The sequence below is a fragment of the Myxococcus sp. RHSTA-1-4 genome (genome assembly GCF_020037125.1).
Lineage (GTDB): Bacteria > Myxococcota > Myxococcia > Myxococcales > Myxococcaceae > Myxococcus.
In genome coordinates this window covers 23384-38937 of record NZ_JAIQDG010000060.1, presented here as the reverse complement: position 1 = coordinate 38937, position 15554 = coordinate 23384, and the positions used below count along the sequence as shown (strand labels likewise).

Here is a 15554-nt window from a genome sequence, read left to right as displayed (position 1 = left end):
GGAGACGACGGCCTCCAGCAGCGTGCGCAGGTGGCCCAGCATCCGGTCCGCCGTCGTCCGCTCGAACAGGTCGGTGTTGTACTCGAGCGTGGTGGCCAGGCCGCGCGCCGTGTCCACCATGGTCAGCGTCAGGTCGTACTTCACCGAGTCACGCGCCGCTTCGAGCGTGTGCAGGGTGAGGCCCGGCAGCTCCAGGTCGGGAGCCGGGGCGTTCTGCAGGACGAACACGGCCTGGAAGAGCGGGCTGCGGCTCAGGTCTCGCACGGGCTGCACGGCCTCGACGAGCTTCTCGAAGGGCACGTCCTGGTGCGCGTAGGCGCCCAGCGTCGTCTCGCGCACGCGCGCCAGCAGCTCGCGGAAGGTGGGCTCACCGTCCAGCTTCGTGCGCAGCACCAGCGTGTTGACGAAGAAGCCGATGAGGGCCTCCGTCTCCGCGCGGTTGCGGCCGGCGATGGGCGTGCCCACGGACACGTCGTCCTGGCCGGAGTAGCGCGACAGCAGCACCTGGAAGGCCGCCAGCAGCAGCATGAAGGGCGTCACGCCCTCGCGGACCGCGAGCGCGGAGAGGCGCTCCGCCAGGTCCTTCGGCAGCACCACCGTGCGCGCCTCGCCGCGCGAGGTCTGCACCGCCGGACGCGGCCGGTCCAGGGGCATCTCCAGGTGCGAGGGCGCACCCGCGAGCTGCTTCCGCCACCAGTCAATCTGCTGCTCCAGCGCCTCGCCCTGAAGCCGCTCCCGCTGCCAGACCGCGTAGTCCGCGTACTGCAGCGCCAGCTCCGGCAGCGGCGCGGCCTGCCCCGCGCGCAGGGCGGGGTAGAGCACCATCATCTCCCGGATGAGCACGCCCGTGGACCAGGCGTCGGAGATGATGTGGTGCATCGTGAGCACCAGCACGTGCTCGCGCTCGCCCAGGCGCATCACGGTGCACCGCAGCAGCGGGCCCCGATCCAGGTCGAACGGCTTGTGGATCTCCGCCTCCACGCGGCGGCGGACCTCGGCCTGCTGCTCCTCACCGCCGAGCGCCGACACGTCCTCCACCCGCAGCACCGACGACGGAGCGGGCTGGATGCGCTGCACCGGGCCCGACTCGCCGCGCGCGAACGTGGTGCGCAGCGCCTCGTGGCGCCGGAAGATCTCCACGAAGCTCGCGTCCAGCGCGGCCACGTCCAGCTCCCCCTCCAGCCGCAGGGCCATGGGGATGTTGTAGAGCGTGTTGCCGGGCTCCATCTGGTCGATGAACCAGAGGCGCTGCTGGGCGAAGGACAGCGGCAGCTCGCCGGTGCGCTCCACCTTGCGCATGGGGCGCGACTCGTCGCCCTGGAGCCGGGCCACCCCGGCGTCCACCTTCGACGCGAGGCTGGCGATGGTGGGCGACTCGAACAGCTCGCGCAGGGGCAGCTCCACGCCCCAGGCCGCGCGCATGCGCGACACCACCTGGGTGGCCAGCAACGAGTGGCCACCCAGCTCGAAGAAGCCGTCGTGGATGCCGACGCGCTCCACGCCCAGCACCTCGGCCCAGAGGCCCGCCAGCTTCTCCTCCGTGGGCGTCCTCGGCGCCAAGTAGCCCTGCTCCAGCTCGGGGCGCTCGTTGCCCAGGTCCGGCAGCGCGCGGCGGTCCACCTTGCCGTTGGGCGTCAGGGGCAGCGCGTCCAGCACCATGAAGGCGGCCGGCACCATGTACTCGGGCAGCCGCTGGGCCAGGAAGCTCCGCAGCTCCGCCACCGTCGGCGCGGGCGTCCCGCCGGACACGTACGCCACCAGCCGCTTGCCACCCGCCCCATCCGGACGGGCGACGACGACGCACTCGCGCACGCCGGGGTGCTTCTGCAGCGCGGCCTCCACCTCGCTCGGCTCCACGCGGTAGCCACGCACCTTGACCTGCGTGTCCCCACGGCCGAGGAACTCCAGCACGCCGTCATGCCGCCAGCGCGCCAGGTCGCCCGTGCGGTACAGCCGGGCGCCCGGGACGTTGGAGAACGGGTTGGGCACGAAGCGCTCGGCGGTGAGGTCCGCGTGGAGGTAGCCACGCGCCAGACCGTCGCCGCCGACGAACAGCTCACCGGGGACACCGGCGGGCACCGGCTGTCCGTTGCCGTCCAGGAGGTACACCTGGGTGTTGGCGATGGGCCGGCCGATGGGCACCGAGTTGCCCGGCTGCGACGGCTCCGTCATCCGGAAGCAGCTCGTGAACGTCGTGCTCTCCGTCGGGCCGTAGCAGGCCGTCACCGGAATCTTCAGCTCGGAGAGCACACGGCGCACGTGCGGCGCGGAGACGACGTCGCCACCGGTGAGGAGCTGGCGCACGGAGGCCAGGCCCTGGATGTCCGCGTCCACCATCTGGCTGAAGAGGCCGGCCGTCAGGTGCAGCGTGGTGACCGCGTGGTGCGTGAGGACCTCGCGCAGCTCGCGCACGTCGCTCGGCGCGTGAGCGGGGAAGAGCACCAGCCTGCCGCCGTTGAGGAGGCAGCCCCAGATTTCGAGGGTGGAGGCGTCGAAGGAGATGGGGGCGATGAGGAGGAAGGTGTGCTGGGGCCCCAGCTCCGCGTAGTCCACGCCCTTGACGAGGCGAGCGACGGAGCGGTGCTCGATGCACACGCCCTTGGGCCGGCCGGTGGAGCCGGAGGTGAAGTCGATGTACGCGAGGTTGCGAGCGGTGGCGCCGCTGGAGGGCGCGGAGGTGGGCTCCTGCGCCAGCGAGGCGCGGGCCTCGTCCAGCAGCAACAGCTGCATGGAGGCCGTGGGCAGCCGCTCCAGCATGGAGCGGGTCGTCACCAGCACCTGGGGCCGGGCGTCCTCCACCATGAGGGCCAGGCGCTCCTGGGGGTAGGAGGCGTCGAGGGGGACGTAGGCGCCGCCGGCCTTGAGGATGCCGAGGACGCAGACGATGAGGTCGACGGAGCGCTCCAGGCACAAGGCGACGCGGGCGTCGGGGCCGACGCCCATGCGGCGCAGCGCGTGGGCGAGCTGGTTGGCGCGCTCATCGAGCTGACGGTAGGTGAGCTTCTCGGAGGCGGACTCCAGCGCCACGGCGTCGGGGCGCTGGGCGACGTGCTCCTCGAAGAGGGCGTGCAGGGTGGAGTCACCCGGGAACGCCACGCGGGTGTCGTTCCACTCCACCAGCACGCGCTGGCGCTCCTGCTTCGCCAGCAGGGGCAGCTCGGCGAGCGGCGCGTCCGGCCGGGCCAGGGCGCCTTCCAGCAGCGTGTGCAGGTGGCCGCCCATCCGCTCCACGGTGGCCGCGTCGAAGAGGTCGGTGTTGTAGATGAAGGCGCCGACGATGCCCTCGGGCCCCTCGACGAGGTTCAGCTCCAGATCGAAGCGCGCGGTGTGCACCTCCACGTCGAGCGCCCGCAGCTTCAGCTTCGTCATCTCCGCGTCCGACGCGGGGACGTTCTGGAGGGCGAACAACACCTGGAAGAGGGGCGTGCGGCCCAGGTCACGCGCGGGCTGCACGGCCTCCACCAGCTTCTCGAACGGCACGTCCTGGTGCGAGAAGGCGCCCAGCGTCACCTCGCGAGCCTGGGCGACCAGGGCGCGGAAGGACGGGGCCTGGCCCACGCGCAGCCGCAGGGCCAGCGTGTTGATGAAGAGGCCAACCACGCCCTCCATCTCCGCGCGGTTGCGGCCGGCGATGGGCGTGCCCACCACCACGTCGTCCTGGCCCGAGTAGCGCGACAGCAGCGCCTCGAAGGCGGACAGCAGCACCATGAAGGGCGTCACGCCCTCGCGCAGGCAGAAGGTGCGCAGGGCCTCGGACACCGCGAGCGGCAGCCGCACCGGCAGGCTGGCGCCGTGGAACGTCTGCACCGCCGGACGCGGCCGGTCCGTGGGCAGCTCCAGCGCCCGCGGGGCTCCCGCGAGCTGGTTGCGCCACCAGCCGAGCTGCGCTTCCAGCACGTCGTCCTTCAGCCACGACTGCTGCCACGCCGCGAAGTCCACGTACTGGAGCGGCAGCTCCGGCAGCGGCGACTGCCGCCCCGACATGAAGGCGTCGTACAGCGCCGCCGTCTCACGCACGAGGATGTCCACCGACCAGCCGTCGGAGACGATGTGGTGCATCGTCACCAGGAGCACGTGGTCCTCGTCCGCCATGCGGACCAGCGCCGCGCGCATCAGCGGGCCCGTCTCCAGGTTGAACGGACGCTGCGTCACCTCGGACGACAGCCGGCGTGCCGCCGCCTCACGCTCCTCCGCGGGCAGGCCGCGCAGGTCGTGCAGCTCCACCGGCACCTTGCCCTCGGGCGAGATGAGCTGCACCGGGCGTCCGCCCTCGGAGTGGAAGGTCGTGCGCAGCGACTCGTGGCGCCGCGCCAGCTCCGCGAAGCTGCGCTCCAGGACGGCGACGTCCAGCGCGCCCTCCATCCGCACCGCGCCGGCCACGTTGTAGAAGGGGCTGTCCGGCTCGAGCTGCGCCAGGAACCAGAGGCGCTGCTGGCCGAAGGACAGGGCCAGCTCGCCCGTGCGCGGCACCGCCACCAGCGCCGGCGGCTGCGCCCCCGAGCCCGCCAGCTTCAGGGCCTCCACGCGGAGGGCCAGCTTCGCCACGGTGAGCGACTCGAACAGCTCGCGCACCGGCAGCTCCACCTGGAAGGCGGCGCGGATGCGAGAGACGAGCTGCATGGCCATCAGCGAGTGGCCACCCAGCTCGAAGAAGTCGTCCTCCATGCTGACGCGGTCCAGGCGCAGCACCTGCGCCCACAGCCCGGCCATCAGCTCCTCGGTGGGCGTGCGCGGCGCCACGTACGCCTTGCGCTCCGCGTACGAGCCCGCCTCCGGGGCCGGCAGCGCCGCCCGGTCCACCTTGCCGTTGGAGTTGAGCGGGAACGCGTCCAGACGCACGAACGCGGACGGCACCATGTACTCGGGCAGCCGCTGCTCCAGCGCCGAGCGCAGGTCCGCCATCGTGGACGGGTGGCCGGGCTCCTGCACCACGTACGCCACCAGCCGCTTGTCGCCGGGCACGTCCTCGCGCGCCACCACCACGGCGGCCGACACGCCGGGCTGCCGCGAGAGGGCGACCTCAATCTCACCCAGCTCGATGCGGAAGCCACGCACCTTCACCTGGTGGTCGATGCGGCCGAGGAACTCGATGGTCCCATCCGCCAGCCACCGCGCCAGGTCGCCCGTGCGGTAGAGGCGCTCGCCCGGCGTCGTGCTGAAGGCATCCGGGATGAAGCGCTCGGCCGTCAGGTCCGGCCGGCCCACGTAGCCGCGGCCCACGCCCGTGCCGCCGATGAACAGCTCGCCCGCGACACCCACCGGCACCGGCTGGAGCAGCGCGTCCAGCACGTACGAGCGCATGTTCGCCACCGGACGGCCCACCGGCGTGTTCACCGTGGTGGGCACGTCGCGCAGCACGTGGTGCGTGACGTCGTCCGAGCACTCCGTCGGGCCGTACGCGTTGATGAGGGGGATGTTCGGGTAGTGGCGGAACCAGCGCGCGCACAGGTCCGGAGGCAGCGCCTCGCCCGTGGGCACCATCCACCGCAGCTTGGACAGCGACGGCCGGCGCTCACCGCGGTCATCGGCCTCATCCAGCAGCGCCCGGAGCAGCGAGGGCACCGTCTCCACGATGGTGACGTCCAGCGCCTCCAGCGTGTCCAGCAGGGCCGGGGGCGAGTGGGCAATCTCGTCCTCCAGGATGATGGTGCGCCCGCCCAGCACGAGGGCGATGAGGAACTGCCACACGGAGATGTCGAAGCACTGCGACGCCGTCTGCGCGACGATGTCCTCGCCCGTCAGCTCCAGGTCCCTCACCTTCGCGTAGAGGTGGTTGACCATGCCGAGCTGGTCCACCATGGCGCCCTTCGGCGCGCCCGTGGAGCCCGACGTGAAGATGATGTACGCGAGGTTGCGCGGCACCGAGCGCGCCATGGGGTTCTGGTCCGAGCCGTCCGTCAGCGCGGAGAACTCCATCCGCCGGGGCTGGCGCTCGACGGGCAGCAGCGAGGCGGCTCCCTCCAGCAGCGGCATCAGCGCGCTCGAGGCCAGGGCCACCGGCGCGCCGGCCTGCTCCAGCACCTGCGCGATGCGCGCGGGCGGGTGGTTTGGATCCAGCGGGATGTAGGCGCCGCCCGCCTTGAAGACGGCGAGGATGCCCGTGAGGAGCTGCGGGCCGCGCTCGTCCAGCAGCGCCACCACGCGGTCCGGGCCAATGCCCATCGCCATCAGCGCGTGCGCCTGGCGGTTGGCCCGCGCGTTCAGCTCGCGGTACGTGAGCGTCTTGCCCTGGAACTCCACCGCCACCGCGTCCGGCGTGCGCTCCACCTGCGCCTCGAAGAGGGCGGAGAAGCAGGACTCGGCGGGGAAGGCGTACTGGCTCTGGTTCCAGTCCACCAGCAGCCGGCTGCGCTCCGGCTCGGCCAGCAGGGAGAGCTCCGCCAGTTGCTGCGTGGGCCGCGCGGCCATGCCGGCCAGCACCACGCGCATCTGCTCCAGCAGGCGGCCGGGGACGCCCGGGTCCTCCAGGCGGTCCTCGTCGCACGCGAGGACGATCTTCAGCGTGCGGCTGGCCACCACCGTCAGGTCCAGCGGGTACGTCTTGCGCTCCAGGAACTCCGCGTCGCGGATCTCCAGCGCGCCGGTGCGCTCACGCACCGCGGTGTCGATGGGGTAGTTCTCGAAGACGAAGAGGCTGTCGAACAGCGGCAGCCCGCGGCGCACGTCGCTCCAGCCCTGCACCTGCACCAGCGGGCTGTGCTCGTAGGCGCGCATGTCCACCTGCCACGCCTGGAGCTCCTTCAGCCACGGGACGAGCTGTGCATCGTCCGGCAGACGCACGCGCACCGGCAGTGAGTTGATGAAGAGGCCCACCATCTCCTCGATGCGGCCGAGCCCCGCGGGGCGGCCGGAGAGGGTGGCGCCGAAGGCGACGTCCTTCGCGCCGCTGTAGCGGCTGAGCAGCAGGGCCCACGCGCCCTGGACGATGGTGTTGATGGTGAGCTGGTGCTGGCGCGCGAAGGCCTGCAAAGCGGCCCAGGCCTCGCCGTCCACCTCGAGCTGCTTCTCCAGCAGGCGCGGGTACGCGCCGCCCGCGCGCGCCGCGGGGCGGATGCCCGGCAGCGGGGTGGGGGCCTTGAAGCCGGCCAGCGCCTTGCGCCACCAGTTCTCCGCCTGCGCCGGGTCCTGCTGGCGCACCCAGGCGATGTAGTCGCGGTACGGCGGCGGGCTTCCCAGCTCCGGCAGCGCGCGGCCCGCCTGCATGGCGTCATAGAGCGGGAACAGCTCGCGCAGCAGCACGCCGAGGCTCCACCCATCCATGATGAGGTGGTGGTGGCTCCACACGAACGCGTGCACGTCGTCCGTCAGGCGCACCACGGCCATGCGCATCAGCGGAGGCCGGGTCAGGTCGAAGCCCTTCTTCCGGTCCTCGGCCAGGAACGCCTGCCAGCGCTCCTGCTGGGCCTCCGGCGCCATGTCCCGCCAGTCCAGCTCCGTCCACGGCAGCGGGGCGCTCGCGGCCACCACCTGCACGGGCTCCGGCAGGCCCTCCCAGACGAAGCCGCTGCGCAGTGAGGCGTGGCGCGCGAGCAGGGCCTCCCAGGTGCGCCGCAGCGCCCCCAGGTCCAGGCCCGAGTGGAACTTCCAGGTCACCTGCTCCAGGTACTCGTCCGCGTCCGGCGCGAGGGTGGCGTGGAAGAGCAGGCCCTGCTGCATGGGCGACAGGGCGTAGACGTCCTCCACCTCCGTGCCCGCGGGCACCACGCGCTCCAGCGTGGCGGCGTCCAGCCGGGCCAGGGGGAAGTCCGACGGCGTGTAGCGGCGCGCGTCGGGCGTGCCACGGGCGGCGATGAGGGCGCGCAGCGAGGCCAGGAAGGCCTGCGCCAGCGACTCGATGGTGGCGCGCTCGTGGAACTGCTCACCGTACGTCCACGAAACCTGGAGCCGGCCGTCCAGCACCAGCCCGTTGACCTCCAGCTTGTAGGTGCGCGGCGTGCTCGCGGCCAGCGGAGCACCGGAGCCCTCGGCGGCGGGGCCCAGCAGCGCCGAGCCCTTCGCGGTGGCGTCGAGCTGGCCCAGGTAGTTGAAGGCGATCTCCGCGCGAGGCATCGCGCGCAGGGCGGCTTGTGACTCCTCACGGCCCAGGTAGCGCAGCAGCCCGAAGCCCTGGCCACGGCCCGGCACGGCGCGCAGGGTGTCCCGCACCGCGCGCAGCCCATCGCCCAGCGTCCCGCCCTCCGGCAGCGCCAGCACCACGGGGTGCACGGAGGTGAACCAGCCCACCGTGCGCGACACGTCCACGCCCTCGACCTCGACGTCGCGGCCGTGGCCTTCCAGGTCCACGCGCACCGCGCCCTCGCCCGTCCAGCCCTTCACCGCGTTCGCCAGCGCCGCCAGCAGCACGTCGTCCAGCCGGGCCCGCCACGCCGAGGGGACCTCGCGCAGCAGCACGCCCGTCTCTTCCGCGTCCAGCGAGACGCTGACGCTCCGGGCCAGCGCCACGGTGTTCTCGCCACCCGCCTTGTCGAGCGGCAGCGGGCGCACCGGCACGCGCGCCTGCTCCTCCCAGAACGCCCGCTCGGCCTCCACCTTCTCCGAGCGCGCGTGCTCCACCAGCTTCTCCGCCCACGCCTTGAAGGATGTGGTCTTCGGAGGCAGCGACACCTTGTCGCCGCGCGCGGCCTGGCCCAGCGCCGTGGAGAAGTCCTCCAGCAGCACGCGCCACGACACGCCGTCCACCGCGTGGTGGTGCAGCACCCACAGCAGCCGCGCGGTGCGGCCGGCGCCCCGCTCAATCCACGCCGCCTTCAGCAGCACGCCGCTGGACAGGTCCACGCTGGCCTGCACCTCGGCGGCGACCTTCGCGATGGCCTCGGCCTGTCCGGCCTCCGGCACCGCGGACAGGTCCACCCGGCGCAACTCCACGCGGCCTTCCGTGCCCGCGTTCACCTGCTTCCAGCCGTCCGCGGTGCGCTCGAAGCGCAGGCGGAGGGCGTCATGGTGCTCCAGCACGGCCTGGAGGGCCTTCTCGGCCGCGTCCGCCAGCCCCGGCTGGTGGACCTCCAGCAGCACTGCCTGGTTGTAGTGATGGGGCTCGGGGGCCTCCAGCTCGAAGAAGGCGTGCTGGATGGGAGTGAGGGGCACCGGGCCCGTCACCGGGCCCTGCTCACCGGACACTCCTCGGGCCTCGGTGGCGACGCGAGCGAGCGCCTCCACCGTCTGGTGCTTGAAGATCTCCCTCGGGTCCAGCACCAGGCCGGCCTGGCGCGCGCGCGCCACCACCTGGAGGCCGATGATGGAGTCACCGCCCAGGTCGAAGAAGTTGTCGTGGATGCCCACGCGCTCGCGGCCCAGCACCTGCTGCCAGATGTCCGCCAGCACGCGCTCGCGCTCGTCACGCGGCGCGGCGAAGGGCGTCTCGCCCTCTTCTCGGTGGCCCTCGGGCGCCGGCAGCCGCAGGCGGTCCACCTTGCCAGCGGGGCTGAGGGGGAAGGCCTCCAGCGTGACGAAGGTCGCCGGCACCATGTACTCGGGCAGGCGCTCCTTGAGGAACGCGCGCAGCTTCGCCGTCTCCGGCGCGGCCTCGTCGCGCGGCGTGAGGTACGCCACCAGGCGGCGCTGCCCGTTGGCCTCGTCGCGCACCACCACCACCGCCTCTTCCACCTCGGGGTGCTGCGAGAGCGCGGACTCGATTTCACCCAGCTCGATGCGGAAGCCGCGGATCTTCACCTGCGTGTCCGCGCGGCCGACGAACTCCAGCTCACCCGACGTGCGCCAGCGCACCACGTCGCCCGTGCGGTACAGCCGCTCACCGGGCGTGGTGGCGAAGGGGTTGGGCACGAAGCGCTCGGCGGTCAGCTCCGGCCGGCCGAGGTAACCACGCGCCAGGCCCACGCCGCCCACGTACAGCTCACCCGGCACGCCCACGGGCGCGAGCTGGAGCGACGCGTCCAGCACGTACACGCGCACGCCCGCCAGCGGCCCGCCGATGGACAGGCGCTCCGGCTCCACGTCGCGGCACAGGGTGGCGCAGATGGTGACTTCCGTCGGGCCGTAGGCGTTGATGAAGCGGCGGCCCTGGCTCCAGCGCCGCGCCAGCTCGGGCGTGGAGGCCTCGCCCGCGGCGGTGACCGTCTTCAGCGCCGGCAGTCCCTCGGAGGACGTGGGCGCCAGCGCGGTGGGGGTGAGCGTCACCGCGGTGACGCCCTCGCGCGCGAGGAAGCCGTGCAGCGCCTCGCCCGGCAGCAGCTCCTGCTGGGGCGCCAGGCACAGCCGGCCGCCCACCAGCAGCGTGGAGAAGATCTCCCAGACGGAGGCATCGAAGCCGGACGCCGCGAACTGGAGCACGCGGCTGTCGGGGCCCAGCTCCAGGCTTCCGGCGGCGGCCAGGGCGGTGTTGCACAGACCGGCGTGGGTCAGCAGCGTGCCCTTGGGCCGGCCCGTGGAGCCGGAGGTGTAGATGACGTAGGCCAGGTGCTCGGGGAGCACCATGGTGGGAGGCGGCGCGTCGGCGCGGCAGGCGGCCAGCTCATCGGCCTCCTCGTCCACGCACACCAGCATCCCGCTCGGGGACGGCAGCTCGTCGGCCAGGGCGCCCGTGGTGACGAGCACGGGCGCGGCGGCGTCCGTCAGCATGTACGCGAGCCGGTCCGCCGGGTAGCTCGGGTCCAGCGGCAGCCACGCGCCGCCGGCCTTGAGCACGCCGAGCATGGCGACGATGAGCTCGGGCGAGCGCTCGAAGCAGATGGCCACGCGCATGTCCGGGCCCACGCCGCGGGCACGCAGGTGCCACGCGAGCTGGTTCGCGCGCGCGTTCAGCTCACGGTAGGTGATGCGCTGCTCGCCGAAGGTGAGGGCGATGGCGTCGGGGGTGCGCTCGGCCTGGGCCGCGAAGCGCTCGTGCGCGCCGCCCTGCCAGGGGGCCGCGGGGATGCCGCCGCTCCACTGGTCGAGCAGGGTGGCCCGCTCGGACGTGGGCAGCAGGGGCACGGACAGCGGGGCCAGCTCGGGACGGGCCGTGGCCTCGCCGAGGACGGTGCCCAGGTGCTGGATGAGCCGGTGGATGGTGCCGGCCTCGAAGAGGTCGGTGCTGTACTCGCAGAGGCAGGCGAAGCCCTCGGGCGTGTCGGTGAGCGAGAGGGTGATGTCGAAGCGGGAGACGGAGGCGACGCTGTCCACCTGCCGCAGGACGAGCTCGGGCAGCTCCACGCGCGACATGGGCGCGTTCTGGAGGACGAGCTTCACCTGGAAGATGGGCGCGTGGCCCAGGCTGCGCTCGGGGTTGAGCACGCGCACCAGCTCGTCGAAGGGGACGTCCTGGTGGGCGTAGGCGGCCAGCGTGGTGTCCCGCACGCGCGAGACGAGCTCGCGGAAGGTGCGGGCCGCGGACACGTCGGTGCGCAGGGCGAGCTGGTTGATGAAGAAGCCGATCAGCCCTTCCGCCTCGGCGCGGTTGCGGTTGGCGATGTCGGTGCCGACGACGATGTCCGTCTGGCCGGACCAGCGGGCGAGCACGAGCTGGAACGCCGCCATCAGCGTCATGAAGGGAGTGACGCCCTCACGCTGGCTGTAGGCGCGCACGGCCGCGGAGACCTCCGCGGGCAGACGGGTGGTGAGGCTGGCGCCACGGCCAGTGCGCACCGCGGGACGCGGGAAGTCCGTGGGAAGGGGCAGCACGGGGGAGATGCCCGCGAGCTGCTTCGTCCACCAGGACAGCTCGCCCTCGAGCACGTTGCCGGACAGCCACGCGCGCTGCCACGCGGCGTAGTCCGCGTACTGCACGGGCAGCTCGGGCAGCGGCGAGGGTCGGCCCGCCTGGAAGGCCTCGTACAGCGCGACGACCTCACGCACGAGCACGCCCATGGACCAGCCGTCGGAGACGATGTGGTGCATCGTCACCAGCAGCACGTGGTCCCGCGTGTCCACCTGGACGAGGCGCACGCGCAGCAGCGGGCCGGTGCCCAGGTCGAACGGGCGCCGGGACTCCTCGGTGGCGAGGCGCTGGACGCCCTCCTCACGCTCCGCGGCGGACGCGAAGGTGAGGCGCTCCCGCTCCAGGCGCACGGGCGCGGGCGGGGTGATGACCTGCACGGCCTTCCCGTCCACGCTGGCGAACGTGGTGCGGAGGGACTCGTGGCGGCGGACCAGCTCCGTGAAAGCGCGCTCCAGCGCGTCCACGTCGAGCGAGCCCTCCATGCGGAGGGCCACCGGCAGGTTGTAGGTCGGCGTACCCGGCTCAAGCTGGTCCAGGAACCACAGGCGCTGCTGGGCAAAGGACAGCGGCAGCGGCCCGGTGCGGGACACGGGCTGCATGGCCGGCACCTTCACGCCCTGGCCGGCGCGCGAGGCCGCCTCCACGCGGAGGGCGAGCGCCGCCACGGTGGGCGCTTCGAACAGCTCGCGCAGGGGCAACTCCACGCCGAAGGTGCGGCGCAGGCGCGAGGCGAGCTGCGTGGCCATCAGCGAGTGGCCGCCGAGGGCGAAGAAGTCGTCGTTGACGCCGACGCGCGAGACGTTGAGCAGCTGCGAGAAGAGGCCCGCGAGCAGCTCCTCGGTGGGGTTGCGCGGGGCGACGAACTCACGCGCGGTCCGCGTGGGCGCGGCGGGAGCGGGCAGGGCCTTGCGGTCCGCCTTGCCGTTGGCGGAGAGGGGCATCACCTCCAGGACGACGAAGGCGGAGGGCACCATGTACTCGGGCAGGCTCGCGCCCAGGTGCTTGCGCAGGGCCTCCACGTCGATGCTCTGTCCCTGGCGCGCGGTGACGTAGGCCACCAGGCGCTTGTCGCCGGGCACGTCCTCGCGGGCCATCAGCACCGCGTCGCGCACGGTGGGGTGCTGGGCCAGCGCGGACTCGATTTCACCCAGCTCGATGCGGAAGCCGCGCAGCTTCACCTGGAAGTCCAGGCGGCCGAGGTAGTCGATGGAGCCGTCCGGCAGGCGCCGCGCGAGGTCGCCCGTGCGGTACATGCGCGCGCCGGGCGTGGAGGAGAACGGGTCGGGGATGAAGCGCTCGGCGGTGAGGTCCGGGCGCGAGAGGTAGCCACGGCCCACCTGGACGCCGGCGATGAACAGCTCGCCAGGGATGCCGACGGGCACCGGCTGCAGTGAGGCGTCCAGCAGGTGGATCTGCGTGTTGGCCACCGGCACGCCAATGGGAACGGACGCGCGGAAGGAGCCCGGGCGCACGTGCCACGCGGTGACGTCGACGGCGGCCTCGGTGGGGCCGTAGAGGTTGTGCAGGGCCGCGCCGGGCAGGGTGGCCAGGGAGCGCGAGGCCAGCTCGGCGGGGAGCGCCTCACCGGAGCACACGAGCAGGCGCACGGAGGTGCACGCGGCGGAGGTCTCCTCGTCGAGGAAGGCCGCGAGCATGGACGGCACGAAGTGCAGTGCGGTGACGGACTGCTGCTGGATGAGGCGGGCGAGGTACGCAGGGTCCTGGTGCCCACCGGGGCGGGCGAGGACGAGGCGCGCGCCGGTCAGCAGCGGCCAGAAGAACTCCCACACGGACACGTCGAAGGCGTAGGGCGTCTTCTGCAGGACGGTGTCGGACGCGGTGAGGCCGTACGCCTGCTGCATCCACAGGAGGCGGTTGGCCACGCCCGCGTGGGCGTTCATCGCGCCCTTGGGCAGGCCCGTGGAGCCGGACGTGTAGATGACGTAGGCGAGGTGCTGGGGCTGCACGCCGGAGTCCGGCGCGTGGGCCGGCAGCGAGGCCACCTCGGGCGGCAGGGCGTCCAGGTAGAGCGTGGTGGCGGACGACTCGGGCAGCCGCTGGCGCAGGGCCCGGGTGGTGAGGAGGACGGCCGGAGCGCAGTCGCCCAGCATGAAGGCGAGGCGGTCCCGCGGGTTGGTGGGCTCCAGCGGGACGTAGGCGCCGCCGGCCTTGAGGGTGGCGTAGATGGCGACGACCAGGTCGAGCGAGCGCTCCAGCGCCAGCGCGACGCGCACCTCGGGCCCGACACCCAGTGAGCGCAGGTGGTGCGCGAGCTGGTTGGCGCGCTCGTCGAGCTGCCGGTACGTGAGCTGCTGGTCCTCGAACACGACGGCCGTGGCGTCGGGCGTGCGCGCGGCCTGAGCCTCGAAGAGGCGGTGCAGGCAGTCGATGGAGTACGTCGTCCCGGTGGCGTTCCAGGCGTCGAGCTGGCGGCGCTCGTCGGCGGGGAGCAGGGACAGCTCACGCAGGCTGCGGTCCGGGGCGGCGACGGCAGCGCTCAGCAGGGCCTGGAAGTGGCCCGCGAGGCGCTGGACGGTGGCGCCGTCGAACAGGTCCGTGCAGTAGTCGATGCCGCCGGCGAAGCCGTCCGCCGTGTCGGTCAGCGCGAGGCTGAGGTCGAACTTGGACGTCTGGGTGTCGGCGTCCATGGGCGTCAGGGTGACGCCCGCGATGCGCGCGGCCGACGCCGGGGTGTTCTGCAGGATGAACATCACCTGGAAGAAGGGCGGGCGGCTGCGGTCCCGCTCCGGCTGCAGCTCCTCGACGAGCTTCTCGAAGGGCACGTCCTGGTGCGCGAAGGCCCCGAGCGTCGTCTCGCGCACGCGGCCCAGCAGCTCGCGGAAGGTCTGCTCACCGTCCAGCTTCGTGCGAAGGGCCAGCGTGTTGACGAAGAGGCCCACCACGCCTTCCGTCTCCGCGCGGGTGCGGCCGGCCACCGGCGTGCCGACGACGACGTCGTCCTGCCCCGAGTAGCGGGACAGCAGCGCCTGGAAGGCCGACAGCAGCAGCATGAAGGGCGTGGCGCCTTCCTTCTGGGCCAGCGCCTTGAGGGACTCGGACAGGGCCTTGGGTAGGCGCACCGGCAGGCTGGAGCCGCGCAGCGACTGGGCGGCGGGGCGCGGCCGGTCCGTGGGCAGCTCCAGGCCCGTGGGGGCGCCCTTGAGCTGCTCGCGCCACCAGCCGAGCTGCTTCTCCAGCACCTCGCCACGCAGGTACTCCCGCTGCCAGGCCGCGTAGTCCGCGTACTGCAGCGGCAGCGCCTCCAGCGGCGGCGCGTTGCCCACCGAGAGCGCCCCGTACAGGGTGACCAGCTCGCGGATGAGCACGCCCATGGACCAGCCGTCCGTGACGATGTGGTGCATCGCCATCAGGAAGACCTGGTCGTCGTCCGCCACGCGCAGCAGCATGGCGCGCACCAGCGGCCCCTGGGCGAGGTCGAACGGGCGGCGCAGCTCCTCACCCGCGACGCGCTTCAGCTCCGCCTCGCGCACGGACGCATCCACGCCGCGCAGGTCCACCACCGCCAGCGGCACCTGCATCGCCGCCGCCACGTCCTGCACCGGCTTGCCGTCCTCGGAGCGGAACGTCGTCCGCAGCGACTCGTGGCGCTCCACCAGCACGGCGAGGCAGCGCTCCAGCACGGCCACGTCCACGGTGCCCTGCATGCGCACCAGCAGGGGGATGCTGTACGCCGCGCTCCCGGGCTCGAGCTGGTCCAGGAACCACATGCGCTGCTGGGCGAACGACGTCGGCAGCACCGCGCCGGTGCGGGGCAGCCGCGCGATGGGCGCCCGGGTGCCCGGCTTCGCGGTGTTGGCGCTCTCCTGCTTGAGCTGACGGAGAAGCTGCTCGCGCTGCTCGGGGCTGAGGGACTGAAGGCGCTTCTTGATGTCGCTCATAG

1 protein-coding gene is annotated in these 15554 nt (G+C 72.8%); it reads right to left on the bottom strand.

Annotated elements, in window-relative coordinates:
* Positions 1-15552: non-ribosomal peptide synthase/polyketide synthase (locus tag K8638_RS42350; protein WP_223760481.1), on the bottom strand; the 15552-nt coding region annotated here is incomplete at its 3' end.
* Positions 15553-15554 lie beyond the last annotated feature (2 nt).